This is a genomic window from Roseibium aggregatum (assembly GCF_014692675.1).
Lineage (GTDB): Bacteria > Pseudomonadota > Alphaproteobacteria > Rhizobiales > Stappiaceae > Roseibium > Roseibium aggregatum_C.
In genome coordinates, this window is record NZ_JABFCZ010000001.1 from 119,314 (window position 1) to 143,422 (window position 24,109).

Here is a 24,109-nt window from a genome sequence, read left to right on the forward strand (position 1 = left end):
GGATTATCCTTTAACGGAGCCTGCGGTCAGGCCCTTGGTCATGAACCGTTCCAGCCCGAGGAACAGGGCCATGATCGGCACGGTGGCGATCACGGCGCCCGCCATGAGGTGCTGGCGCGGAATTTCGGAGGAATTCAGGCTGGCGATCCCGCGCGTGAGCGTGAATTTCGACGGGTCGTCCAGAAGCATGAAGGCGAGCAGGAACTCGTTCCACGCGATCATGAAAACGTAGAGCGACACGGAGGCGAGCGCCGGCAGGGAGAGCGGCAGAGTGATCTTCCAGATCACCGCCAGACGGGACAGGCCGTCCATCAGCCCGGCTTCTTCCACCTCGCCCGGCAGTCCGCGGAAATAGCCCTGCAGCATGTAAAGCGCGACCGGGATCGTGGTGACCGGATAGATCATCACGATGCCGAGGATCGAGTTGCGCAGGCCGGTCATCGAAAAGGCGATGTAGATTGGCAGCGCCAGGACGATCATCGGCACCATGTAGATCAAGAGGATCGAACGCGAGAACGAGGCCCGGCCACGAAAGCGCAGGCGGGCGACGGCATAGGCGCCTGGGATGCTGAACAGGAGGGTGATCACCACGGTTGCGACCGAGATGACGAAGGAGTTCAAGAGGTAGGTGCCGAAATTGAAATCGGCGAAGAGTTCGACATAGGAGCGGAACAATCCTGCGCCCTTCGACAGATCGATGGTGAAGTCGAGCGGGTTCTGCAGGAGTTCCGCCTGGTTCTTCAGGCTGGTCATCACCATGACGTAGAACGGGATCAGCACGATCGCGGTGAAGAAGATGTAGCCGAAGCCGGTCAGGAAGCGGATCACCGCCTCTTCGAACTCATGGCGCGACAGGGCGCCGGCCGGACATTCCTTCAGGATCAGGCGCAGTCCGAGCAGGCCGAAGATGCCGACGGCGCCATGGCCGATGACGGCAGCGATCATGCCGGTGTCCATCGACTGGATGGGACCGAAACCGACGATCCCGATAGCGCCCAGCACCACGGCCACCGCGATGGCCGAGACTGACCCGTATAGTGCTGCCGCCCCGGCCAAAACGCCCCACAGCGCGGACCATGCCAACGACGGCCGGAAGGGAGCGCCGGTGACGAAGCTCATGGTGACGGCCACCGTCGTCGCGATGACGAAGATCCAGAGCGCGCCCAGAACCGGGCCGGTGACATATCCGAAGCGCAGTGCCCTCATAGTCCTTCCTCCTGGCTGATGAAGCGGAAGAAGAAGAACGAGAACACAAGCAGGCAGCAGAAGATCACCACGGCGACCGCGGCGCCTGCGCCGATATTGGAAACGGCGAAGGCCTGTTCGTAGACGTTGACGGTCAGCGTCCGGGTCCCGGCGTTGCCGCCGGTCAGCAGGAAGATGTCGTCGAACTTGTTGAAGGTCCAGATGAAGCGCAGCAGGAACAGGACGGAGAGAATGCCGAGAAGCTGCGGCAGGCTCAGGTACCAGAACTTCTGGAACGGGCTGGCGCCGTCCATGTCGGCGGCCTCATACATCTCGGTGTCGATGCTCTGCATTCGTGCCAGGATGAACAGGAACGACAGCGGGAAGTAGCGCCAGATCTCGAAGGTGGTCACCATGACAAGCGCCAGCGGCCGGTCCCCGAAGAAATTGATCGCCTGGTTCGTGACGCCCATCTGGACCAGAAGCGCGTTCGCGCTGCCGGAAAATGGGTCGAACAGGATCAGCCAGGAAAAGGCGACCGCGATCACCGGGGCCACATAGGGAAACAGATAGAGCCCGCGCAGGATGCCCTGCCCCTTGAAGGACTTGTTGAGGAGCATGGCCGCGAACAGGCCGACGATGAGCGCCCCGAGCGTGCCGAATACGGTGTAGAAGACCGTTACGCCGAGCACGGTCCAGAATTCGGCGCCTTCGAAGATCCTCTTGAAATTTTCCAGGGTGAAGGTGGCGTCGGTCAGCACGCTGCTGGCGGTGCCGGTGACAACCGGATCGCTGCCTTCGGCCGCCTCTTCCGCCGCATCTTCATCGGAAGCAGTGATCGGGATGCGGAGGCGTTCGTTGTAGCCGCCTTCGATGGTGCCGAAATCGCATGTGAGCGTCCGGCCCGACAGGGTGCAGGGCTTGGGCGGATCGCCCTTCAGGTCGACCATCGGCGGCAGCATGTCGGTCAGGACCACATCGGCGATCGGCCTGTCCTGACTGGAATTGCGCAGGCGGTATTCGATGCGCAGCTTGTCGCCACTGCCCCGGACCGCCTCGCGCAGGATCGGTGCCGGCGGGCGGAGATCCGCAAGGCCGACCGGCTTGAAGCTGATCCAGAAGATCGCCAGCAACGGCAGGATCACCACCAACGCGACGCTGATCAGCGTCGGCGCAAGCAACCCCCAGGCAAGCCGGGCTTCGCGCCGGGCAAGCGGAGTGGTGCCGTTAACACCCATTTTTCACATTCCGTATGCCCTGCATCGCATTTTGGCGAGCCGAATGCGGGTGAAAGGCGCGCAGAGCATAGCCGACGCTATGGTCAAGCGGCTTTCGCCTGCAGGTGGCCGCCAAAATGCTACCCTTCGGGCCGGTTGAAACAGGCGGCAGTGTGCGTCGAACGGCTTGTCCGATGACCCACATCGCACCACGCCATTCTCCTGCCCTGACGCCTGTTTGAACCGGTGCAGGACGTACGGAATGTGAAAAATGGGTGTTGAGCGGATTAGGAGATACAGCCATAGGATCGTTTGCCAGGTTGAACCGCCCCGGCACCTGTGCGGCGCCGGGACGGTCTGCTGTCTTTGCAGCTTACTTGATCTTGGAAAGCTCGTCGTTCATCTCGGCGACGGCGGCGGGCGCGTCGATCTCGCCGTCGATGAACTTGCGAACCACCCGGTTGATGACCTGGCTGTTGATCATCTTGGAGGCAAGCGCGAGCTGGCCGTCCTTGACGCCCCAACGCTGGGCGACGTCGAGGCCGCCGACGATCTGGTCGATCATGTCCTGGGAGTAGAGGTCGCCGAGCGGGGCCTTGCGGTCGACGCCGACCGGGAGCTTCGCCCAGGCGTCGGTGAAGGCGGTCGGATTGTCCTTGGTACCGCGACGGACCGGGAACTTGCCTTCCGGCGCGATCGACAGGGTCTGGGTGTAGCCCTCATCCATGGAGAACTTGACGAATTCCTTCGCCGCATCCGTGTCCGCATCGGAGGTGATGCCGAAATAGCGGATATCGGCCCAGGCCGCTCCGTCCGGGTTGGACGGTCCGGAGAAGTTGGTGACGATACCGGTCTTCGACGCCAGTTCGGTCGAGGTCGGGTCGTCGTTGATGGTCGGCGGGGCGCTGTCGCGCAGGCCGGCCAGCTCATCGAGAATGAAGGGCGACCAGATGATCATCGCGGCATTACCGGAGAAATAGAGTTCGCGCGACTGTTTCCAGTAGAGGTCGCCCGGGGGCGAGGCCTTGGCAATGGTCTTGTAGAAGTTCAGCACCTCGGTGGTCTTGGCTTCATCAAGCGGCTTGAAGCCGCCGGAGCCGACCGGAGACACGCCGTTGGCAAGGAACACCTGCTCCAGCACCTGGCTCATGAAGTTCTCGTCCACCTTGGTGGCAGCCACGAATCCGAACATTTCCGGCGGATTGTTCAGCTTCTTGATGGCGGCTTCCACGGCGGCATAGGAGGTCGGTGCAGCGAGACCGGCCGCGTCGAACAGGTCCTTGCGGTAGACGATCATCTGGGTCCAGCCGTCGACCGGCACGGAGGCGTATTCGCCCTCGAAGGTCGCCATGGAAAGCGCGCCGGGCGCAAAGGTGCCCTTGCCGAGTTCGTCGATCACCTCGGTCGCGGCCTCGGTGTCGAGAATGCCGGCTTCCGCCCAGGGCAGAGCATACTGCAGCGTGTGATAGATCACGTCGGGCAGATCACCGGCCGCGAAAGCTGCCGTTGCGCGGGTACCGAGGTCTTTTTCGGTGACCGGAATGACCTCCACTTCGGTGCCGGTTTTCGCCTTGAACTCGTCTGCCATCTGCTGCTGCTTGGCCAGCCGCTCCGGCTGCTCCTCGGTGGTCCAGAAGCGGATCGTGCCGGCCTGGGCGGCGAAGGCCGTCAGTGTCAGCGCAAGCGCCGACGAGGCGAATAGTCTGCTGTAGTAGGTCATGCTTTTCCTCCCGATTTGGATACGGTTTCGTTGATTTCTTTCGCCGGACCGGCGGACGGTCCGAAGCCGTGGGACCCGCGGGCGACAAACCGCGCCCGGTCAAGTTCGCGCAGCTTTTCCGGGGCTTCGCCCTTGATCCTGCGGATGAGAAGGTCGGTCAGCCGGGCGCCGGCGCGGCGCGTATCGACGGCGTAGGTCGTCAGCGGCGGCGTCATCAGTTCGGCTTCGGGAATATCGTCATAGGAGATGAGCGAGAGGTCCCGGCCGATTTGCAGGCCCAGTTCCTTCGCCGCGTCGTAGACACCGATCGCGGCGCGATCGACCGCACACAGGATGGCGGTCGGCGGGTTCTCCTGGTTCAGGATCAGGCGCGCGGAATTGGCGCCTTCCTGCCGGCTCAGCGCGGGCGGGGCGACCAGCTCGGCCGCAAACGGCAGCTTCGCCGCCTTCAGCCCGGCGCGATACCCTTCTGAGCGCAGGCGGGCGTACATGTAGCGGTCGCCCGCCGGGATGAAGCCGATGCGCTCATGGCCGAGTTCCGCCAGACGCATGACCGCATCGGCCATGGCCGTTTCGCTGTCGATGTCGAACCAGGCGCAGCCGTGGTCGTCCGCCGTCCGGCCGTAAAGAACGAACGGAACATCGGCCTCGCGCAGCAGATGGACGCGCGGATCGTCGACCAGGGTGCGCGGTAGAATGAAGCCGTCGACCTTGCGTTCGTCGGCGAGCTTGCACAGCAGGCGGAAGGTATCGGTGTCACTTGCCGCGGTTGCCACGGTCATGGTCCAGTCGGCGGCGGAAGCCGCTTCAGAGACGCCGTCGAGGAAGTCGGCCAGGAACGGCCGGTGCCGGTCGTATTCGCTGATCTGGATGATCAGCCCGATGGAACGGACCCGGCCCGTGCGGATCGCCTGGGCATTGCTCAAGGGGCGGTATCCGAGGCGCTCGGCCGCATCGCGTACCTTCAGACGGGTCGATTCCGAAATATCCGGATAGCCGTTCAGCGCGCGGCTGACCGTGCTCTTGGTCATGCCGAGACTGTCGGCCACATCCATGATCGTGACCCGCTGTCTGCGCAGCGCTGTTCGCACCTTAAAGGCGTTCGGTTCCAAAGCCGTTTTCCTCCCGTTGCCTTCAAGTGAAAGCTCCGAAACCGGTTTCGGCAACCCTTTTATTGATCTTTGCGCGCGAAGCCGCCCGTTCGGACGGATCCGCTGCGATCATCTTCAATTGTCAGGGAATGGATGCGGAGGCCCTGATGCAGGCTCGCGCCGCAACAGAATCTCGCGGCGAAATAATAAACCCCGGGCGGTTAACGCCCGGGGTTTGCAGACTTCGGAAAGGTCAGGACTTCTGCGTCACGAAGCGGGTGTCGAGATAGGCCTCGAGCGCCTCCGATCCGCCCTCGGTGCCGTAGCCGGAATCCTTGACACCGCCGAAAGGCACTTCGGGCAGCGCGAGGCCGAGGTGGTTGATGGTCAGCATGCCGGCCAGGACCCGCGAGCCCAGCGCCTGCGCGACATCGGTCGAGCCGGTGAAGGCATAGGCCGCAAGGCCGAAGGGAAGCCGGTTGGCTTCGCCGATGGCGTCATCCAAGGTGGAGAAGCGGTTGATCACGGCGAGCGGTCCGAAGGGCTCCTCGTTCATGACGCGGGCTTCGGTCGGCACGTCGGTCAGCACCGTCGGCTCGAAGAAATAGCCCTGGTTGCCGATGCGATTGCCGCCGGTGGTCAGCTTGCCGCCCCGGTCGACCGCTTCGTTGATCAGGCCTTCAAGGGCCGGGATGCGGCGCTCGTTGGCGAGCGGGCCCATGTCGACGCCGTCTTCCAGGCCGTTGCCGACCTTCACCGCCTTCGCAGCCTCGGTAAAGCCTTCCATGAACCGGTCGGCGATGGCGTCCTGCACCAGGAACCGGGTCGGCGACACGCAAACCTGGCCGGCGTTGCGGAACTTGTGGGTCGCCATCATCTTCACGGCCTTGTCCACATCCGCGTCGTCAAACACCATGACCGGTGCGTGGCCGCCAAGCTCCATGGTGGCGCGCTTCATATGCAGGCCGGCAAGCGCGGCGAGCTGCTTTCCGACCGGCGTGGACCCGGTGAAGGTCACCTTGCGGATCACCGGATGCGGGATCAGGTATTCGGAGATTTCAGCCGGCACGCCGAAGACCAGCCCAACCACGCCCGCCGGAATGCCGGCATCGACGAAGCAGCGGATCAGTTCCGCCGGAGACGCGGGCGTTTCTTCCGGCGCCTTGACGATGATCGAACACCCGGTCGCGACCGCGGCGGAGAGCTTGCGCACGACCTGGTTGATCGGGAAGTTCCACGGCGTGAAGGCGGCGACCGGACCGACGGGAACCTTGACAGTCATCTGCAGCACGCCGGGGGCGCGGGCCGGAATGACCTGGCCGTAGGTGCGGCGGCCTTCCTCGGCGAACCAGTCGATGACGTCGGCGCCGGCAAGCACTTCCATCTTGGACTGGCCCAACGGCTTGCCCTGCTCGCGCGTCATCATCCAGGCAATGTCGCCGGCGCGCTCGCGCAGCAGGTCGGCCGCCTTGCGCATCAGCTTGGAGCGATCATAAGCGGAGGTCTGGCTCCAGACCGCAAAGCCTTTTTCCGCCGCGGCCAGGGCACGGTCGAGATCCGGCTTGGTCGCGTGGGGTATCGTGCCGATCTCTTCCTCGGTGGCCGGGTCGAGAACGGGAATGGTCTTGCCTTCGGCGGCATCGCACCATTCGCCATCGATGAAAAGCTTAACGTCAGGATAGGACTGCATCTTGGAACAACCGTGTTTTGGAACGCGCGCTGCCGGACGGCAGCGCCTTTCAGGAAAATCCGGGGGCCGATCGATCACGAAAACCGAATCCGGCAGACGGCCGCTATTACAGACTTCTGCCTGTCTGATAATCAACCCATCGAGCCTAACAGATTTTCGGACAGTGCATTGACAAAAGCGCAAGGCCGACACGGCCAAGCGCGTCTGAAGCTCCGTTCCCGACCGGCGACAGGTCCCGCTACCGGGTCGGGGCCACCGGCCTCACGACATGGAAGGCCTGGTCTCGTTCAGTTGCCTGGCGACGATGTCGTGATTGAGCCAGAGGACCGGGCCGGTGGGATCCGCCATTTCGCGGAAGATCAGCGTTCCCGTTGCCTCGACGACCAGGGCGCTCAGGTGGTCGGTGATGAGCGCGTTCCTGTCCTTGTGCATCTTGGTGATTTCCTGGGAGGCGGTGATCACGATCTCGGCGAGATCGGGCGCGTTCGGCGCCGGCCAGCTGTCGAAATCCCGGGTCCGTTCCATGACCTTGCTGTTGTTCAGGTCCTGGATCTTCTGCAACACCGTTTCCAGCGGAACGTCATCGAGCAGGTTGCCGCAATGCGCCCACTGGGCATCGGCCCAGGCGCCGCCGTCTTCCTTTTTCAGGGCGAGCAGCAGCGAGAACAGGGGCAGTTCGACGCCGACGAAGATGTCGGAGGAATTGGTGCGGATTTCCGGGCAGTTGAAGACGGAGGCCTTGATACCCTTTTCCCAGCTTTCGGAGGCGATCTGTTCCAGCTTCTTCTTGGCGTAGCCCTGCGTGTAGTTGGAATAGGTCTGCCATTTATAGGCATCGTTGATCAGGATTTCCGTGCCGTGATAGCCATAGGCGGAATAGTGCACATGGTTGCCGTTTCCGACGATCCGGTCGCGGATTTCTTCCGTTCCCTCGATCAGGTGCTGGAAGGTGTTGGCGGTGACTTCCTCGAAATTCTGCAGGATCAGCTTGCCGAGATCGCTGGCAATGAAGTCGTCGGACGACAGGAACCGGTCGCCCCGGCCCTTGTAGATGCGGTTTGCCAGCGCCAGGAAGATCTTCGCCTTGGGCACGCCGCCCGCCATGGTGTGGGCAAAGAACACGTTCCGGCCTTCGGGGATCATGTCCTTCAGCTGGGCAAAGGCTTGCTCGGCCGCCGACTTGAAACGATCCACGCCGATCTGCCGGCATTTTCCGAGATAGTCCCAGTCGAACTTTTCGTCGTACCAGGTGTTCATGGAAAGCTGGTTGATGACATCGCGCGGCGTAAGCCCGCCGTCCGGCGCATCGAGGTCGAAGCCGGCCATCAGCGGCACGTTGATGATCCGTCCGCCCAGATGCGCTTCGGCGGCTTCCAGTTCTTCCGGGGTCAGCGGCCGGAGGCTGTTGTCCTCGGTACGCCGCCCGACCGTAAAGCCGATGATCTCCATGCCCGCGGCCCGGGCTTCATCGACCAGGCCGTTCGCGTATCCACGATCAAAAAGTTCGCCGAACAGAACAAAGACGTCTCCCTTTTTGAAAAGCCCTGCCCCGGGAAGATTTCTCAGTGAAACTCTTTGACCCATCATTGATTCCTTTAGAAGACCAATAGTTGTCACCCGGGAATGAGAAAATCAATCGACAGATGATCTCTTCAATCCAGGCGCGACATGTCTCATCCCCTGCGTTCGGCTGCCGGCTTCATTTCAGAAGTCTTTTTTACGCCTTTGACCCACGGACGAAAAAGCTTCCGACGTGTATGCACAGTCACCGACCGCCGCAAGCACTTTACCAATCAAAAATGATTGCAGGCTGAAACAGCCGGAGACACGGGATGTCGGTATCTGTATTTCGCCGGCGCAGGAAATGACATGCGCTCTGATACATCGCGGCTTATCAAGGATTTATGACAGGAAAGGCTCAAGATATTCGTGCGAAGGCTTACAGCTGACGCCCCAGTGTCTTATATAGAAATTTGTGCGCGCCGCTGGTTGGGTGGTATGAGCACGCGATAATCCCATATCTCTGAATGAGCATATCAAATATGCTTGGTCGCAGCTTACTGCTAGCCATAGCAATTCTGCACTTGCGACGAATCAGTAGTTTTTACAGGGCAACAGTTTTGAAATGAAAGCCCTCGATTATCAGTGGTTGAGATGATGAGACTTGCACTTTCCATTGTAAGGATTAACATCTTCTGGGGAGTGATTGATGGACAAGCGCGATTCTGAGACGATCGTTTCAGCGTTTACCGAAGAGCAAGTTGAACGTCTTACTGGGATCAGTAAGCGTCAACTACGTTATTGGGACCGAATAAATTTCTTCGCTCCCAGCATGGGCTTCGAAGACCGCAACTTGCCCTATAGTCGCATTTATTCTTTTCGCGATATCGTATGCCTCAAAGTTTTGGATAGACTTCGCAATGAGGCCAAGGTGTCTTTAGCCCATTTGCGAGGGGTCAAGGATAAACTCTCACATTTAGGCGATGACCTCTGGTTAAAGACGACTCTTTATGTCCTCAACAAAAAGGTCGTGATCGATAACCCAGAGACATCCGCGAAAGAAGAGGTTGTTTCCGGACAAGGCGTGTTTCAAATACCTCTAAAAATCGTCACCGGAGACCTGAAAAATGCCGTCTTACAATCAAGGAAACGTGACGATTCCGACATAGGCCATTTTGAAAAGAAAAAAGGAATTGCGAGGAATCAATTGGTCATTTCGGGCACTCGTATTCCGGTCCGCAGTATAAAAGCTTTTGCCGAAGCTGGATATTCCGTAGCTGAAATCCTGAGGGAATATCCCACGCTCACAGAAAAAGACGTAAAAGCTGCAATAGAATATGAAGAAGCGGCTTGACGGGATCTAAAACAACCCTACGCGTTTTGTTAGATGCTGGCGTTCCCGCATCAGTCGGGAGAGCATTTATTGATGCAGGGCATTTCGTTATTTACCACAATGATGTTCTTGCTGAAAAAACACCTGATGATGTCGTATGCGCAGCTGCGCTAAGTAACAACGCTATTTTGGTCGCTGTAGATGGCGACATGAAGCAGTTCGCAAAGCAATACGGCGGCCAAAGCGCAAGAGGAAAGAGATTTGCGAATTTGAGCATAATTCGACTTCGCTGTAATGAAGTACTTGCTTCAAAAAGAATTTCTCAAGCAATGTCATTGATTGAACACGAATGGGATTTTTCTATATTAAAGAAAGCAAGAAGAATGTGGGTAGACATAGCCGCTCACAGCATACTTACCAATAGATGACAACACCTCTTTTTGGTAGTTTAACAGCCTGAAAACCAAATCATTTTAGCTGACGCTTTTAGGCGCTTCCCCCGCCTCTCACCGCCCCGCATTCGCACGAAACTCCTGCCAGATCCGGCGGCCGGACTGCTGCAGGGCGTCGCGTTGGGTGCGCGCCGGGGCGCCGACCAGTTGGCCGTCCCATTTGCGGATCCTGCCGTCGATCAGGACCGTGTCCACGTTGGCGATGCCGGCGTGGAACAGGATTGCGGGCACGGGGTCCACGACCGGGAACATGTTGAGCCGGCCGCAGTCCAGAAGGACGATGTCGGCCTTCTTGCCCGGGGTCAGCGAGCCGATCCGGTGGTCCAGCCCGAGCATGCGCGCGCCGTCGATGGTCGCCCACTGCAACGCCTCGCGGCTCGGCACGGTGATGCTGTCCGGGCAGGTTCCCTTTTCGGCCAGGGAGACGAGATTGTCGCAATGGCGAGCCGCCTGCAGGGCCACGCGGGTGACGGAGAACATGTCGCCGGTCATGGAGCTTTCGATATCGGAGCCGAGCGAGATCCGGCCGCCTGCCTTGCGCAGCTGGGTGGTCAGCGGGTCGCCGAAGCCCATCTGCAACTCGACCTCCGGCGTCAGCGTGAAGCTGACGCCCCGATCCACCAGCAGCTTCAAAAGGTCGTCGTTCAGGATATTGCCGTGGACGATGTTGATATGGGGGCCGAGCAGGTCCAGGTCGGCGAGCCGTTCGAAACCGTCCGGTGTCAGGAACTTGCCGCTGACATGCATCGAGGCGACGAGCCCCATGTCCTTCGCAAGACGGAAATCGGCTTCGCAGACCTCCCAGACGCTCATCTGCGGGCCGAGGATCGCCAGTCCCATGGTCACCAGGGCCTCGTCGTCAGACAGGCGGCCTTCGCGCAGGCGCCGGACTTCGGCGACGGGCATTGGCAGTTCGGAGAAATGCTTCTGCCCCGGCTTCGGATCGGGCTTGGGCGATCCGTGCAGGAAGACGGCCCGGATGCCGGACGCGACCAGTCCGTCGATCGCGGCGTCAGTGTGGTCCGGCGTCGGGTTGTTGTGGCACCAGTCGGCAAGGGTCGTCGTGCCCGACGAGATCTGGTTCAGGGCGCCGAAATGGTTGGCGATGCGAATGTCGTCCGGCCGGAAATACCCGGCGAGTCCCGCGTGCATGGCCCGCAGGTACTCTGAGATCGTCCAGTCGGCCGCCACACCCCGCAAGCCCGTCTGCCAGGTGTGGATATGCGCGTTGACGAAGCCCGGCATCGCGATCCGGCCGGCGCCGTCGATGACCCTGACTTCCTCGGAAACATCGATATGCGGGGCGACCTCCAGGATCCGGTCGTCCTCGATCAGGATCGACCCGGTGGTGAGATCCCCGATCGTGTCGTCCATGGTGACGACGATGGCATCCCGGATCAGCGTTTTCGTCATCGGGCAACCTCACAGAAGAACAAGCGCAATCCCGGGAACCAGGATGAGCAGGATAATGAATAGGATCATGGTAACGACATAGGGCGCCACACCGGCGAAAATATCGCCCAGGCTGGCGAACCCGTCGGGCAGCGAGCCCTTGACGACGAAGACGGACAGTCCGAACGGCGGCGTCAGCAGGCCCACCTCCACGGCGATGATGCTGATGATGCCGAACCAGATCGGGTCGCCGCCGAAGGCGCTGATGACCGGCAGGGCGATCGGCAGCACGATCAGGAGAATGGAGACGGAATCGAGGATCATCCCGAGCAGGATGACCAAGACCATGTAGGCGAGGCAGAAGCCGATCAGCGACAGGTTGAGCGCGCTGATGAACTCGGTCATCGAATTGGGGATCGAGGACAGGGCGAGCATCCGCGAATAAAGGCTCGCGGAGATGATCAGGAACAGGATGCCGGCGGTGATGAAGCCGGTTTCCAGCACCACGCGCTTCACTGTTTCCCAGGTCAGCCTGCGCCGCGCGGCCGCAATCACATAGGCGCCCAGCGCGCCGATGGCCCCGGCCTCGGTCGGGCTGAACACACCGCCGTAGATCCCGCCCATGACCAGCAGGATGAGGAAGACGACCGGGGCAAGGTTGCGGCAGATTTCACCGAACGACATGCGCTCGCCGTCAAGACCGGGCATCGGGTCGCCGACGAATTTCGGGAAGAAGCTGACGAGCGCAATGTTCAGAAGGCAGAAGCATGCCGCAAGCAGGACGCCGGGCACGATGGCAGCCACAAACAGCGCTCCGACCGAGGCCTCGGCGATCAGGCCGTAGATGATCAGCAGGATGCTCGGCGGGATGAGCATGCCGAGAATGGAGGAGCCGGCGACGACGCCGACGGCGAAGCGCTTGCTGTAGCCGCCTTCCACCATGGGCGGCACGGCGATGCGGCTGAAGACGGCGGCCGACGCAATGGACGACCCGGTGATGGCGGCAAAAACCGCGTTGGCGGCCACCGTCGCATTGGCAAGACCGCCGCGGATCCCGCTCAAAAGAAAGACCGCGACCCGGAAGGCGTCGCGGCCGACATCGGCCCGGTCGAGCACGAGGCCCATCATGACGAAAAGGGGCACGACGCCGAATTCGAAGGAGCGCACGGTGCCCGACGCCGCCAGACCCATGGCGTTGTCGGCGATGGAAATGTTGCTGCGGATCGCCCAGATCGCGATGAACGACATGGCGATCAGAGAAAACGCGACCGGCATGCCGCAGGCGACCAGCGCGAACAGGCCGGCGAAGGCCAGAAAGCCCAGCTGGATGCGGGTCAGGTCGCCATAGGCCATGGCCAGCAGGAACAGAATGCAGACGGCGATGAAAACCAGCAGGCCGATGAGCCCCTGCCGCTGGGCCCGATCGCCGGAGAGGGACCGGATCAGCCCCGCAGTGTTGACGGCAAGAACCCGGAACGCCTCCGCGGCCGCGACGACCGCTCCGAGCGCGGTCACGAGCTTGAAAGGCCAGAGCGGCATCTGGAAGGCGCCGACCGCACCAGAATATTCGCCGTCTGCCCAGGCGGACCAGGCATCGTCGCCGAGCCAGGTGACGATGCGCGCCAGAAGCAGGAAGGCGATGCAATAGTAGATCGCCTTGGTGCCCTCGGCGAGAACCGGCCTCCGCTCCTCCCATGCCCCCATGATGAAGTCGGTGGCGATCATCTTGCCGTTGCGGATGGCGGCGCCAAGCTGGCAGAAGATACAGGCGACGATGGAATAGGCGACGAACTCCGCCACGCCGTTGAGCGGCAGGGACAGGAACTTCCGCGCCATCACGTCGACGAAGATGAGCAGCATGAAGCTGGCGACGACGGTCGAGCCCACGGCGGTGAAGCCCGTGGACAGGGCGGCAAGCGCATCGTCCGCCTTTTTCCAGAGGGAGCCCCCTTTGCCGGCGGCCTCGGTGTTTTCACAGGTCATGGATCGTGGAACGCATCTGCCCGGGGTCCGATTAGAGAAGACGGCGTCCCCGTCCGCTTGGACGGGGACGCGATGTCTGCGGCAAGCCTTAAATGTTAGCCGACCAGTCGCGCAGCGGCTCGGCGCCCTGCGCCTTCACCGTTTCCATGAAGGCCTTCATGATGTCGCGCGCCGGTACGCCGGGCTTCTCCGTGGCCTCGACCCAGGCCTTGCCCAGGTCCGGCATGCGGTCGACCCACTCCTTCTTCTGCTCCATGGGCATGTCGGAGACATGCGCGCCTTCCTTTTCGAAGGCTTCGAAGACCTGCTTCTCGCGCGCGACGATCAGGCGGGCGTTTTCCTCGGAGTATTCGCCGCCGAGTTCCGCCAGCACCTGCTGCACGTCTTCGGGAAGCGACGCGTAGGTATCGGCATTGATGCCGAAGCCGCCGAAGGTCAGCGGGCCGGTGTCGACCCGGGTCACATAGGGCGCAACCTCATGCAGCTTCAGCGGATAGGCGCCCGTGGAGATCAGGAGCACGCCATCGCCCACACCGGTCTGCACCTGGCTGTACATCTGGGGAATGCCGGTTGCGACCAGGGACGCACCGAGCGGTTCGATCCAGGGCGCAAGCGACACCCCGCCGAGGATCTTCAGGCCTTCCAGATCGGAGAGCTTTTCGATCGGCTTCTTGGTGTAGAGGCTGTAGCCGTCGGAGCAGCAGGAGCCGAAGAAACGGATCTTCTGCTTGGCCCATTCCTCCTTCATCGCCGGCTGTTCGGCGTTGAGCAGGTTCATGGTGTTGATCGCCTGCGCCACCGTCTGGGTGGCGAAAGGCGTCGAATACATGATGTTCTGCAGGGGCAGGCTCGCCGGTTCGAACAGGGAGCCGATCCAGCCCATGTCGGTGAGCTGCGTCGTCACTGCCTCGAGGGTTTCATTGAAATTGTAGAGCGTGCCCCCGAACGCTTCGGTCCAGTCGATCCGGTAGTCGGAGCCCCTCTCCTCCAGAAGCGCGTTCGACTTGTCGACGATGACCGTTTTCAACGGGCCGACCCACGGAATGATCAGCGGATGGCTGGATGCGATCGTCAGCGGAATGGTCTTTTGCGCAAACGCCCGGCTCCCTCCCAGAAGCGGTAGTGCTGTTGCCGAGATCATCGCCGTGACAGCGGTCCTTCGCGTAATCTTCATTTCCTGTTCCTCCCAGAATTTTAGATTTATTCCTCCGTAGTTCTGACGAGACCCACCTTCCAAATTGGCTAGTCCAGAATGAAATCAACCTGCCGAAGCGTCAAGAGCGGTTATGCCAATTGAATTCCGGCTGCCCTGACGCCTTCGGTTCGAAGTGCTTACGCCTCAGTCGAAATTGTTCGGCCGTCCCTGGCGCACGTAGTCGACGACGGAGGCGATGCCCTGCTTGGTATGGATCGCCTTCTTCTTGGCGACATGGCCGAACATCTGGATGCCGAAACCGCCGTCGAGATCGTTGACGATGCGCTGCTTCCACGGACGGCGCACGATCTGGGTCGTCAGACGGCGGGTGGTCCGCGGCTGGGTCATGATGTGGTCGGCGATGGTGAACGCCCGGTCGATCAGCTGGTCGCGCGGCAGGACCTCGTTGACCATGCCCCATTCCAGCGCCTGCTGCGGCGTGATCGCCTGGCCCGTCAGGAGCGCATAGGCCGCCCGCTTCACGCCCAGAAGTTCCTGGAAACAGTTGTGAATGCCGTCCGCCGGGCAGGAGCCGATGTCATAGTGCAGGTCGAAGATGGTGGCATCGTCCGCAGCCAGCGAGATGTCGCACATCAGGACGATTTCGGAGTGGAAGCCCGGGCCGTTCATGAGGCCGATCGTCGGGATCTCCAGATCGTTGATCAGCGAGCTGACGTTGATGCGCCCGTCCTTGTAGGCATATTCATACGCCCAGTATTCCATGTCCTCTTCTTCCAGCGCAAAACCGTTCGGATCGGAATCCATCATGAATTCCTCGCCGGAACCGGTCAGGATCGTGATCTCGTTTTTCGGATCGGCGCCGACGACCTTGAGCATCTGGCCGAGTGCCCGGTGGTTTTCCACGCTGAGCTGGATCGGGCCGCCGAGCGTATGGGCCTCGACCAGCAGGACGCCGTCGTCGCGGCGGCTCATCTTGAAGAAGTCCTTGAAGGTCTCCTTGTATTCGTCGAAGTCGGGTGTGGATACGAACTGCTGAAGAGACACTGTTTCCTCCTGTCTTTTCTCACCTGTTGCCGTGGGCGATCATTCGGGTTTGATGGTCATGCCCGCGGACTCGGCCTGGACCTGGAACAGGGACAGGAAGTCGTCGTCGCGGTGGCCGCGTCCGATGGCGTTCTGGATAAGCTGCATGACGCCCGCCCCGACGGGCATCGGCATCTCCTCTTCCCGCGCGATGGCAAGCCCGAGGTCGAAATCCTTGCGCAGGAGTTCGGTGGTGAACGTCGGGGTCCAGTCGAGCGACAGCATGTCGGGCGTGCGTTTGCGCACCCAGTCGCTGGCAAGCACCGTGTTGTTCAGGAATTCCAGAAATGCCGAGCGCGGCACGCCGGACTTTTCCGCCAAAGCCGTCACCTCGCTCAGGGACTGCACGATCATGCCGAGATAGAGGTTGTGGCAGATCTTGACGACGCGCGCCTGCTCGCCCTCGCCGACCCAGACCGAGGTCTTGCCGATGGCATCAAGGTATGGCCGTGCGGCCTCATAGGTCGCCTTCGGGCCGGAGGACATCAGGATCGACTGGCCTTCCGCCACCACATGGGGATTGCCGCTGATCGGCGACGCCAGGAATTCGACGCCCTTTTCGCGGGTCAGCCGCCGCATCTCCGCCGAAGCCTCCGCGCTGACGGACGAACAGTCGACGATGATCCGCGGCAGCTTCGGCGCGGTGAGCAACCCGCCGTCGCCGGCAACGACCTGTTCCAGATCCTTCGTCGTCGACACCATAATGAAGACAACGTCGGCCGCCGCCAGATCGTGGATCGTGTCGGCGACCTTCGCCCCGGCTTTGGCCAGATCGTCGGTCTTGGACCGGGTCCGGTTCCAGACCGTGACGTCATTGCCTGCCCGGATCAGCCGGCCGGCCATCGCGGCGCCCATTCGCCCGGTGCCGAGCCAGCCAAGTGTTAGTTCGGAACTCATCTCCGCCATTTCCTTTTCTGTGCCATTCGCCTGCCGGCTCAAACCGGCGCGTATTCGCCCGGAGCCGCGTCGACGACCGGTGCGGCGGGTGCCGCACCCGGCCGGGACAAAGCGGACCAGACCGCATCGATGATGTCCTGCGTGCCAAGCTTGTATTTCTTGAAGAGCGGCGGCGCGGTGCGTGCGCCTTCCGCAAAGGTGTCGCGCAGGCCGATCCGCCGCAGCGGGCAACCGATGCCGGCCTCCGCCATGACTTCCGCGACCGCCGATCCGAGCCCGCCGACGATCGTATGGTTTTCCGCCGTCACCACGAGCTTCGAGCGACGCGCGACATCCAGGACGGTGCCGCTGTCGAGCGGCTTGATCACCGGTACGTTGACGACCCGGGTCGAGACGCCGCCGGCATCGAGCGCCTCGGCGGCTGCGATGGCCGCCGACAACATCATGCCGTTGGCGAGGATGGAGGCCTCGTCGCCCTCCTTGATGATCTGGGCCCTCGTCATGGAGAATTCGTGGTCGTCATCGAAGATCACCGGGATCTCGCCGCGCTTCAGGCGCAGGTAGACCGGGCCCGGATGATCGACGATCGCCGGCAGAGCCTTGCGGATCTCGACCGCGTCCGCCACGTCGACAACGGTCATGTTCGGGATCGCCCGCATCGGGGCCACGTCCTCGATGGCCTGATGGCTCGGACCGCCCGGACTGGAGACGCCCGGCATGAAGCCGACGATGCGAACCGGCAGGTTCGGATAGGCAACCGAGTTCACGATCTGGTCGAGCGGCCGGCGTGTCGAAAAGACGCCGAAGGAATGCACGAAGGGAATGTGACCGCAGCGGGCCAGCGCGCCGGCCATGCTGACCATGTTGGCCTCGGCCATGCCGGCGTGAATGAACCGTTCCGGAAACATGTCCTGGAACAGGTCGATCTCGCACTGGCGGGTCAGGTCGCCGGTCAGGCAGACGATTTCGGTACGCTCGCGCGCCAGATCGACCAGCGCCTGGCCGTAGGGCTTCAATACCGTTGCATAGGGACGATTACGCAAGACGGGCCTCCAGTTCCGCAACGGCCGCCTCGGCAAGTTCTTCCGGCAGCTTGATGAAATGCCCGTCCGCGCCTTCGGGTAAGACCGACAGACCGTGTACGGTGGAGGTCCGGCCGATGACCACCGCGGGCCTGCCGGCCTGAACCGCCTGGCCCAGCGCCCCGTCGACGGCATCGGCGTCATGTCCGTCCACATCGAACGCCGCCCAGCCGAAACTCTCCCATTTCGCTGCGATCGGCTCGAGGGTCGTGATGGATGACACCGGGCCATCCACCTGACTGTCGTTGGCGTCGAGAAGGACGGTCAGATTGTCGAGCTTGTTGTGGGCGGCAAAGAGAGCGGCTTCCCAGAGTTGACCTTCTTCCAGTTCGCCGTCGCTGATGAAGGCAAAGACCCGGCTGTCCGTATTGCCCGCCATTTTCAGGGCCAGGGCAAAGCCGCAGGCGCCCGACAGACCCTGGCTCAGCGAGCCGCCGGTCAGATCCACCGCCGGCGACTTTTCCGTGCCGATGGCTTCCAGACGGGACCCGTCATGGCCGTAGGTTTCCAGAAGCGCCTCGTCCAGTTGGCCGATTTCGGCGGCGGCGGCGAAGGCCGCGATGATGTAGTGGCCCGGCGAGATCACGATCCTGTCGGTGTCCGGCCGGTAATGACGGGCATAAAGGGCTGCGAAAAGTTCGGCCGACGACAGCACCTGGCCGAGGTATCCAAAGCCGTGCGGCGCAACCATTCGAACCGCGCGCAAGCGCAGCCGGTCCGCAAAGCGACCGAGATCCCTGTTCGGAATCATGATATCCTCCCATTCAAAGTGGATTAGCCACTTTTTCTTTTTTGATAATCGTCCTGCGCTTCGGCTGTCAATCGGCATTCAATCCCGCAGTGCGGTATTTCCGCTGGAATTGAATACTATTGGCTGCTTTCTGCTATTTTTTAGCTATCAAAAATTACGCACGAGAATTCTTCCGGTTCCGCGACCGGTATTGTCCCGACCATCGAGTTGACCGATTTTGCTTAATCGGACAGGCCAATTGTGATCCAATGTCGACTTTTCGGCGATCAAGAGGTCGGATTCGGGCCTGAAAACTTGCCTGAAGTCAGGTATGGAGCGCCCCAATCTACGTAGATTCACTATGTGGACAGATGCCATATAGTGAGATCGATACCGGCCAAGCCACATTGACATTGGTCGGCAGCCGACTATACCGGCATAAGAACAGGTTAGGAGCCATACCGGGGAATTCGATGGCACGCACGAAGCTGCTTCAGGACAAGCACCTATGGAACGCCATACCGGAGATGGCGGCGGATCGCGAAAACGGACATCCCCTGGCGGCGGAAGACCTCGCATCCCAGATCCAGGACTTCATCATCGCGCAGAACCTGTCGGAAGGCGCAAGGCTCCCGTCGGAGCGCGACCTCGCCAAGATGTTCGGCACCAGCCGGCCGACGGTCAGCCAGGCGATCCGGATCCTCGTGGTCAAGGGCCTGATCCAGTCCCGGCGCGGCTCAGGATCCTACGTCACGCGACGGCCCCAGGAGAGCCTGGCCGCTTCGGTCAACCTGATGCTGGATCTCGACCGGGATTCGGTGCACCACCTCAATGACCTGCGCCTGTGGCTTGAAACCATGGGCATTGTCGAGGCGGTGGAACGGGGAACGGACGCGGAAATCGCGGCCGGAGAAGCAGCCCTTGAGCTCTTGAAGGAAAGCACCGGCGACATTTCCGCCTGGATGAGCGCCGACACCGAGTTCCACTCCACGCTCGTGCGCGCTTCCCATAACCCCTATCTGTCGTCGATCTTCGAAAGCGTGCACACCACGCTGATCGAGTACGAATACCGGGTCTGGGTCGACAAGGGCACGGTCCCCAAATGGCTGCGGAAAACGGAAGCCGCCGCCGTGACCGCCATCCACGAACCGATCCTGCAGGCATTCAAGAACCGGGATGCCGAAGCCGGCAAGATCGCCGTCCTGCACCATCACTACGTCATGGCGCAGCACCTGATCGCCAGCCATTCCGAATAGATCGCAGCACGGATACCTGTGACCGGCCGTTCAACGATTTGCGGCCCAAAGCACGTCCCGCGCGATCTGATCGAGCGGGCTGATACGGTCGACCCCGCCGCGCGCGATCGCTTCCTTCGGCATGCCGAAGACGACGCAGCTCGCTTCATCCTGGGCGATGGTGAACGCGCCGGCCTGTTTCATCTCCAGCATGCCGCGGGCACCGTCATCCCCCATTCCGGTCATGATGACGCCGACCGCATTGCCGCCGGCCGAACGGGCCGCGGAGCGAAACAGGACATCGACGGAGGGACGATGGCGCGACACCAGCGGGCCGGTCTTCACCGACACGTGGTAACGCGCGCCCTGGCGCTCCAGCATGATGTGCCGGTCGCCGGGCGCGATCAGCACATGGCCGCGCAGGACCGGATCCCCGTTCTCCGCCTCCTTGACCGTCACCTCGCACAGGCCGTCGAGGCGGCGGGCGAAGGCGGTGGTGAATTTCTCCGGCATGTGCTGGACGATGACGATGCCCGGCGCGTTGGCCGGAAGGGTCACAAGGAAATCCTTGAGGGCTTCCGTCCCGCCGGTCGAGGCGCCGACGCAGACCACCATCTCGGTCGTCTTTGCCATCGCCCGGCCGGTCGGCGGCGGCAGGACCGCATCGGCGGTCAGCTTCTTGCCGTCGTCCGCGCCCGACCCCATACCTGCGCGGGGCCGGCGGCCGCCGACCCGGGCCTGGGCTGCCGCCTTGACGACGTCGCAGATCCTGAGCGCGGATTCGGCAAGATGGTCGGCGGCGCCGATCTTCGGCTTGACGATGATGTCGACCGCACCCGCCTCAAGCGCCTGCATGAGGGTCTCGGAGCCTTCGACGGTCAGCGAGGAGCACATCACCACGGGAACGGGCCGCTGCGCCATCAGCTTGCGCAGGAAGGTGATGCCGTCCATGCGCGGCATCTCCACGTCGAGGGTGATAACGTCGGGAACCTCTTCCTGGATGCGGCGGGCGGCGACGAAAGGATCGGACGCGACACCGATGACCCGGATGTCCGGATCGCTCTCCAGCACGGCCGTCATCGTCTGCCGGACGCTTGCGGAATCATCGATGATCAGGACGCGGACGGACTTGGGCATTCAGGACACTCGCGGCAGGACTGCCTCACCCCGCAAGGACCATGACCCGGAGGTCCGGCTTCGGAACGGGCGATTCGGAATCATCTTATCAAATAGACCGCAGCACATCGTCGGGCAATGACGCACACGGAAGCCTCATGGATCACAGCCGCTGGAAGACCGTATTGGAGATCATGCGCAGCGGCAGGCCGAAACCCGAAATCGTCTCCGAATGGCCGATCGTGAGATATCCGCCCGGAGCCAGGCAGTCGACGAGCCTGGAGAGCACCTTTGCCTGCGTCGGCTTATCGAAATAGATGAGCACGTTGCGGCAGAAGATTGCGTGCATCGGCTCGGTCACCGGATAGGCGTCATCCATCAGGTTCATGCGCGCAAAGCCGACCCGCGAGCGCAGCCGGGGATGGATGCGCATGCAATCCATTTCCGGATCCTTCGGTTCGAGCACATATTTGCGCCGCAGCGAAGCCGGCACCGGCCTCAGCATGCCTGTCGGATAGATCCCCTTGCGCGCGGCCGCCAGAACATCGGTGCTGAGGTCCGTGGCCAGCACCGAATAGCTGCGGAGCATGCGGTCCTCGACGGTCTCCTCCAGCACCATGGCCATGGTATAGGGCTCGGCTCCGGTCGAGCATGCCGCGCTCCAGATCCTGAGATCCTCAACGCCGCGCTCCGCCAGATCGGGCACCATGACCTCGCGGAGTACATCGAAGTGCTTGGCTTCCCGGAAGAAGTCCGTCTTGTTGGTGGTGACCGCATCGATGAGGAAAATGGCTTCGCTTTCCAGCCCGTCCTCGTCGAAAAGGTAGCTGCAATAGTTGGAGAAGGTCGCGATACCCGTCGCCCGCAGGCGGCGGCGAAGGCGTCCCTCCAGCATGGTTTTCTTGGTCGGCGGCATCTTGATGCCGCTGTAATCGTTGATATAGGCCGCCAGGCGCTCGAATTCCCTGGGCTCCAGATGATCGAACGCCGTCTGGGGAGGAGCAATCTTCTGTCTGGTCACGCTGCTGCGGTATCCCTGGCGGTATTGGCAAGCGTGGAGATCTCGCCTTCCGAAAGCAGGCGGGCCAGGTCGATGATGACCACGAAACCGCCGTCGCGCCTGACGACGCCCTCGATATAGCCGGATTGCCAGCGTGTGCCGATTTCCGGAGCGGATTCGATTTCATCGCTGTTGAAGGCGGCGACCTCGAACACCCGATCGGCGACAAGACCGAGGGTTAACGTGCGCTCTTCAAGCGGGATGTCGATCACCAGCACCCGGGTGTTCGGCGTGGCGACGGTTGCCGTCATGCCGAGACGCAGGCGCAGATCGATGACCGGCACCCCCTGGCCGCGCACATCCCGCAATCCCAACATGTAGGCGGGGCCGTTGGGGATGCGGAAACTCTCCTCGTGATCGAGGATTTCCCGCACCACCGTGACAGGCACCGCGAAGACTTCCTTGTCGAGGCTGAACGTGACGTACTGGGCTTCGGTTGAAGATGTGGCCATGATCAAGCACTCGCCTTGAAGTTTTCGTCTTCGGCGTCCGGTCCGCCCATGGACAGATCGAGGGCGAAGCCGCGCGCCATTTCCTGCTGTTCGGCGACCGAAGCTTTTTTCATGGCCGGCCTGGCCGATGCCGCCGTTCCGTTGACCGGCTTGCCGGCGCCGGCCTTCGGCGCCGCGGGACGGGCAACCGGCGTGGCACCAACCGCGGTCCGCATCATGCCGTCGCCGGACGTATCGACCCGGAAGAAGGCAATGGACGCCTGGAGTTCCTCGGCCTGGGCGGCGAGTTCCTCCGAGGTGGCCGACATTTCTTCGGATGCCCCGGCGTTCTGCTGGGTCACCTTGTCGAGCTGCTGGATCGCCTCGTTGATCTGCGTGGCGCCGATGTCCTGCTCGCGGCAGGCCGCGGAAATCTCCGCGACCAGTTCCGCCGTCTTGCGGATGTCCGGCACCAGGCGGTTCAGCATCTCGCCGGCGTCCTGGGCCGACGCCACCGTGTCGCTCGACATGGCGCTGATCTCGGTCGCAGCCGCCTGGGAGCGTTCGGCGAGCTTGCGCACTTCCGAGGCCACGACCGCAAAGCCCTTGCCGTGCTCGCCGGCACGTGCGGCCTCGACCGCGGCGTTCAGGGCGAGCAGGTCGGTCTGGCGGGCGATCTCCTGCACGATGGAGATCTTTTCCGCGATGGTGCGCATCGCCTGGACCGCGCTGGCGACCGCATCGCCGCTTGCCTCGGCATCCTTGGACGACTGGCGGGCGATCTTTTCGGTCTGGGCGGCGTTGTCGGCGTTCTGCTTGATGTTGGAGGCCATCTCCTCCATCGAGGCCGAAGCTTCCTCAGCGGAGGAAGCCTGTTCGGTCGCACCCTGGGCGATCTGCTCGGAAGCTGCGGAAAGCTGCTGGCTGCCGGCCGATACGTTGTCGGAGGCCGAAATCGCGTCGCCGACAATGCCGCGCAGACGTTCGATCATCGTGTTGACATGACCGAGCAGTTCACCGATCTCGTCACGGGTCTTGATCTCGGCCATCGACGTCAGGTCGCCTTCGGAGACCCTTTGAACCGCCCCAATGGCTGTCTTAAGTCCCTTGCTGATCGTGAGCGCGATCCAGAACCCCGCACCGACAGAGACGATGAGGGCTGCGAACGCGATCGCCAGGCTGACGGTGCGGGCTTCCTGATACTGCGCTTCGGCCTGAACATCGGCCTGGTCGAGACGGGCGGCCTCCAGCTTGATAACTTCGGCCAGGATCTCGTCCATCTCATTGGCGATCCGATCGGCCCGGACCTTGGACGTCCGTTCGGCGCCCTGCGTGTCGCCGGAGAGCATCATCTGACGGATGCGATCGTCCTCACGACGGAACTCCTTGCTCGCCGCACCCAGCTTGTCCCACAGGGCCTTGCCTTCCGCGGTCGCCAGTTGCAGCACCCGATCGAAGACCTTGTCGAACTCTTCGCGTTCTTCATCGGATTTGTCGATGTAGCCCTGCATTTCGCTGGTGCTCTCGGCCGAGATCAGCTCCTTTTGCTGCCGGATCTGTTCGAGAGCCGCGATATCCAGCTCCTGTGCCAGTTCCAGCCGCTTGGCCGGACCGTTCAGGACCTGGCTGAGGCTGTCGTTGAGACCTGCCAGGTTGAAGATGCCGTAGCCGGCAAGGCCGACCAGCATCAGGACCAGAAAGCCGAATGTGGCGGCGAGTTTAAGTTTGATTGTGGCACGCATTACTAAAGCCTCCT

The 24,109-nt window shown here is 62.0% G+C and carries 20 protein-coding genes; 3 read left to right on the forward strand and 17 right to left on the reverse strand.

The annotated features are described in order from the left end of the window. Window positions 1-3: 3 nt before the first annotated feature. From HK439_RS00325 to HK439_RS00350, 6 genes are all read right to left on the reverse strand, one after another. Entirely contained in the window at window positions 4-1,206 is a 1,203-nt protein-coding gene (locus tag HK439_RS00325; protein ID WP_190289374.1) for a carbohydrate ABC transporter permease, read from the reverse strand. Beyond that, on the reverse strand, window positions 1,203-2,423 hold the full coding sequence (locus HK439_RS00330; RefSeq protein ID WP_190289375.1) for a carbohydrate ABC transporter permease: 1,221 nt from the start codon (window positions 2,421-2,423) through the stop codon (window positions 1,203-1,205). Before HK439_RS00330 ends, HK439_RS00325 begins: the two co-directional genes overlap by 4 nt. 352 nt (window positions 2,424-2,775) lie before the next feature. Continuing rightward, window positions 2,776-4,122: an ABC transporter substrate-binding protein gene (locus HK439_RS00335; RefSeq protein ID WP_190289376.1), complete on the reverse strand. Its 1,347-nt coding sequence runs from the start codon at window positions 4,120-4,122 to the stop codon at window positions 2,776-2,778. Next, window positions 4,119-5,234: a LacI family DNA-binding transcriptional regulator gene (locus HK439_RS00340; RefSeq protein ID WP_209011470.1), complete on the reverse strand. Its 1,116-nt coding sequence runs from the start codon at window positions 5,232-5,234 to the stop codon at window positions 4,119-4,121. Before HK439_RS00340 ends, HK439_RS00335 begins: the two co-directional genes overlap by 4 nt. A gap of 232 nt (window positions 5,235-5,466) precedes the next feature. Next, window positions 5,467-6,903 carry an NAD-dependent succinate-semialdehyde dehydrogenase gene (locus HK439_RS00345; RefSeq protein WP_190289377.1) on the reverse strand — a complete coding sequence of 479 codons (1,437 nt, stop codon included), beginning with the start codon at window positions 6,901-6,903 and terminating at the stop codon, window positions 5,467-5,469. A gap of 261 nt (window positions 6,904-7,164) precedes the next feature. Next, complete coding sequence (locus HK439_RS00350; protein ID WP_190289378.1) at window positions 7,165-8,487, reverse strand: enoyl ACP reductase FabMG family protein; 1,323 nt, start codon at window positions 8,485-8,487, stop codon at window positions 7,165-7,167. Between the two features lie 625 nt (window positions 8,488-9,112). Between HK439_RS00350 and HK439_RS00355 the strand changes: the two genes are divergently transcribed. Together HK439_RS00355 and HK439_RS00360 are read left to right on the forward strand one after the other, a co-directional pair. Then, entirely contained in the window at window positions 9,113-9,757 is a 645-nt protein-coding gene (locus HK439_RS00355) for a DUF433 domain-containing protein (protein ID WP_190289379.1), read from the forward strand. Beyond that, window positions 9,754-10,164, forward strand: coding sequence for a DUF5615 family PIN-like protein (locus HK439_RS00360; protein WP_190289380.1), 411 nt, complete (start codon window positions 9,754-9,756; stop codon window positions 10,162-10,164). The genes HK439_RS00355 and HK439_RS00360 overlap by 4 nt, the downstream gene beginning before the upstream one ends. Before the next feature lie 78 nt (window positions 10,165-10,242). Here HK439_RS00360 and HK439_RS00365 read toward each other — a convergent pair whose 3' ends face one another. From HK439_RS00365 to HK439_RS00395, 7 genes are all read right to left on the reverse strand, one after another. Further along, window positions 10,243-11,601 carry an amidohydrolase family protein gene (locus tag HK439_RS00365; RefSeq protein ID WP_190289381.1) on the reverse strand — a complete coding sequence of 453 codons (1,359 nt, stop codon included), beginning with the start codon at window positions 11,599-11,601 and terminating at the stop codon, window positions 10,243-10,245. A gap of 9 nt (window positions 11,602-11,610) precedes the next feature. Next, window positions 11,611-13,563, reverse strand: coding sequence for a TRAP transporter large permease subunit (locus HK439_RS00370; protein WP_190289382.1), 1,953 nt, complete (start codon window positions 13,561-13,563; stop codon window positions 11,611-11,613). An 88-nt stretch (window positions 13,564-13,651) separates the two neighbouring features. Then, on the reverse strand, window positions 13,652-14,737 hold the full coding sequence (locus tag HK439_RS00375; protein ID WP_190289383.1) for a C4-dicarboxylate TRAP transporter substrate-binding protein: 1,086 nt from the start codon (window positions 14,735-14,737) through the stop codon (window positions 13,652-13,654). 165 nt (window positions 14,738-14,902) lie between these two features. Beyond that, window positions 14,903-15,763, reverse strand: coding sequence for an enoyl-CoA hydratase/isomerase family protein (locus tag HK439_RS00380; protein ID WP_190289384.1), 861 nt, complete (start codon window positions 15,761-15,763; stop codon window positions 14,903-14,905). 39 nt (window positions 15,764-15,802) lie between these two features. Next, window positions 15,803-16,708: an NAD(P)-dependent oxidoreductase gene (locus tag HK439_RS00385; protein ID WP_190289385.1), complete on the reverse strand. Its 906-nt coding sequence runs from the start codon at window positions 16,706-16,708 to the stop codon at window positions 15,803-15,805. Window positions 16,709-16,737: 29 nt separating this feature from the next. Further along, complete coding sequence (locus HK439_RS00390; RefSeq protein ID WP_190289386.1) at window positions 16,738-17,742, reverse strand: transketolase family protein; 1,005 nt, start codon at window positions 17,740-17,742, stop codon at window positions 16,738-16,740. Beyond that, entirely contained in the window at window positions 17,735-18,532 is a 798-nt protein-coding gene (locus HK439_RS00395) for a 1-deoxy-D-xylulose-5-phosphate synthase N-terminal domain-containing protein (RefSeq protein ID WP_190289387.1), read from the reverse strand. Before HK439_RS00395 ends, HK439_RS00390 begins: the two co-directional genes overlap by 8 nt. Before the next feature lie 452 nt (window positions 18,533-18,984). Here HK439_RS00395 and HK439_RS00400 point away from each other — a divergent pair, with 452 nt between their 5' ends. Continuing rightward, window positions 18,985-19,767, forward strand: coding sequence for a FadR/GntR family transcriptional regulator (locus HK439_RS00400; RefSeq protein WP_235987473.1), 783 nt, complete (start codon window positions 18,985-18,987; stop codon window positions 19,765-19,767). A 30-nt stretch (window positions 19,768-19,797) separates the two neighbouring features. Here HK439_RS00400 and HK439_RS00405 read toward each other — a convergent pair whose 3' ends face one another. From HK439_RS00405 to HK439_RS00420, 4 genes are all read right to left on the reverse strand, one after another. Next, complete coding sequence (locus tag HK439_RS00405; RefSeq protein WP_190289388.1) at window positions 19,798-20,883, reverse strand: protein-glutamate methylesterase/protein-glutamine glutaminase; 1,086 nt, start codon at window positions 20,881-20,883, stop codon at window positions 19,798-19,800. A 142-nt stretch (window positions 20,884-21,025) separates the two neighbouring features. Beyond that, the gene (locus HK439_RS00410) at window positions 21,026-21,883 is read right to left on the reverse strand and encodes a protein-glutamate O-methyltransferase CheR (protein WP_328804053.1); all 858 of its coding nucleotides are present in this window, start codon (window positions 21,881-21,883) and stop codon (window positions 21,026-21,028) included. Continuing rightward, window positions 21,880-22,374 (reverse strand): chemotaxis protein CheW, encoded by a 495-nt coding sequence (locus HK439_RS00415; RefSeq protein WP_190289389.1) that lies wholly within the window; start codon window positions 22,372-22,374, stop codon window positions 21,880-21,882. Before HK439_RS00415 ends, HK439_RS00410 begins: the two co-directional genes overlap by 4 nt. Window positions 22,375-22,376: 2 nt before the next feature. Further along, entirely contained in the window at window positions 22,377-24,095 is a 1,719-nt protein-coding gene (locus tag HK439_RS00420) for a methyl-accepting chemotaxis protein (RefSeq protein ID WP_190289390.1), read from the reverse strand. Window positions 24,096-24,109: the final 14 nt, after the last annotated feature.

Bases quoted from the DNA above. Each gene is read 5' to 3' on its own strand.
- HK439_RS00385 (WP_190289385.1), bottom strand. From the start codon at position 16,708: ATGGCGGAGATGAGTTCCGAACTAACACTTGGCTGGCTCGGCACCGGG.
- HK439_RS00330 (WP_190289375.1), bottom strand. From the start codon at position 2,423: ATGGGTGTTAACGGCACCACTCCGCTTGCCCGGCGCGAAGCCCGGCTT.
- HK439_RS00345 (WP_190289377.1), bottom strand. From the start codon at position 6,903: ATGCAGTCCTATCCTGACGTTAAGCTTTTCATCGATGGCGAATGGTGC.
- HK439_RS00355 (WP_190289379.1), top strand. From the start codon at position 9,113: ATGGACAAGCGCGATTCTGAGACGATCGTTTCAGCGTTTACCGAAGAG.
- HK439_RS00365 (WP_190289381.1), bottom strand. From the start codon at position 11,601: ATGACGAAAACGCTGATCCGGGATGCCATCGTCGTCACCATGGACGAC.
- HK439_RS00395 (WP_190289387.1), bottom strand. From the start codon at position 18,532: ATGATTCCGAACAGGGATCTCGGTCGCTTTGCGGACCGGCTGCGCTTG.
- HK439_RS00405 (WP_190289388.1), bottom strand. From the start codon at position 20,883: ATGCCCAAGTCCGTCCGCGTCCTGATCATCGATGATTCCGCAAGCGTC.
- HK439_RS00350 (WP_190289378.1), bottom strand. From the start codon at position 8,487: ATGGGTCAAAGAGTTTCACTGAGAAATCTTCCCGGGGCAGGGCTTTTC.
- HK439_RS00370 (WP_190289382.1), bottom strand. From the start codon at position 13,563: ATGACCTGTGAAAACACCGAGGCCGCCGGCAAAGGGGGCTCCCTCTGG.
- HK439_RS00415 (WP_190289389.1), bottom strand. From the start codon at position 22,374: ATGGCCACATCTTCAACCGAAGCCCAGTACGTCACGTTCAGCCTCGAC.
- HK439_RS00375 (WP_190289383.1), bottom strand. From the start codon at position 14,737: ATGAAGATTACGCGAAGGACCGCTGTCACGGCGATGATCTCGGCAACA.
- HK439_RS00335 (WP_190289376.1), bottom strand. From the start codon at position 4,122: ATGACCTACTACAGCAGACTATTCGCCTCGTCGGCGCTTGCGCTGACA.
- HK439_RS00400 (WP_235987473.1), top strand. From the start codon at position 18,985: ATGGCACGCACGAAGCTGCTTCAGGACAAGCACCTATGGAACGCCATA.
- HK439_RS00420 (WP_190289390.1), bottom strand. From the start codon at position 24,095: ATGCGTGCCACAATCAAACTTAAACTCGCCGCCACATTCGGCTTTCTG.
- HK439_RS00325 (WP_190289374.1), bottom strand. From the start codon at position 1,206: ATGAGGGCACTGCGCTTCGGATATGTCACCGGCCCGGTTCTGGGCGCG.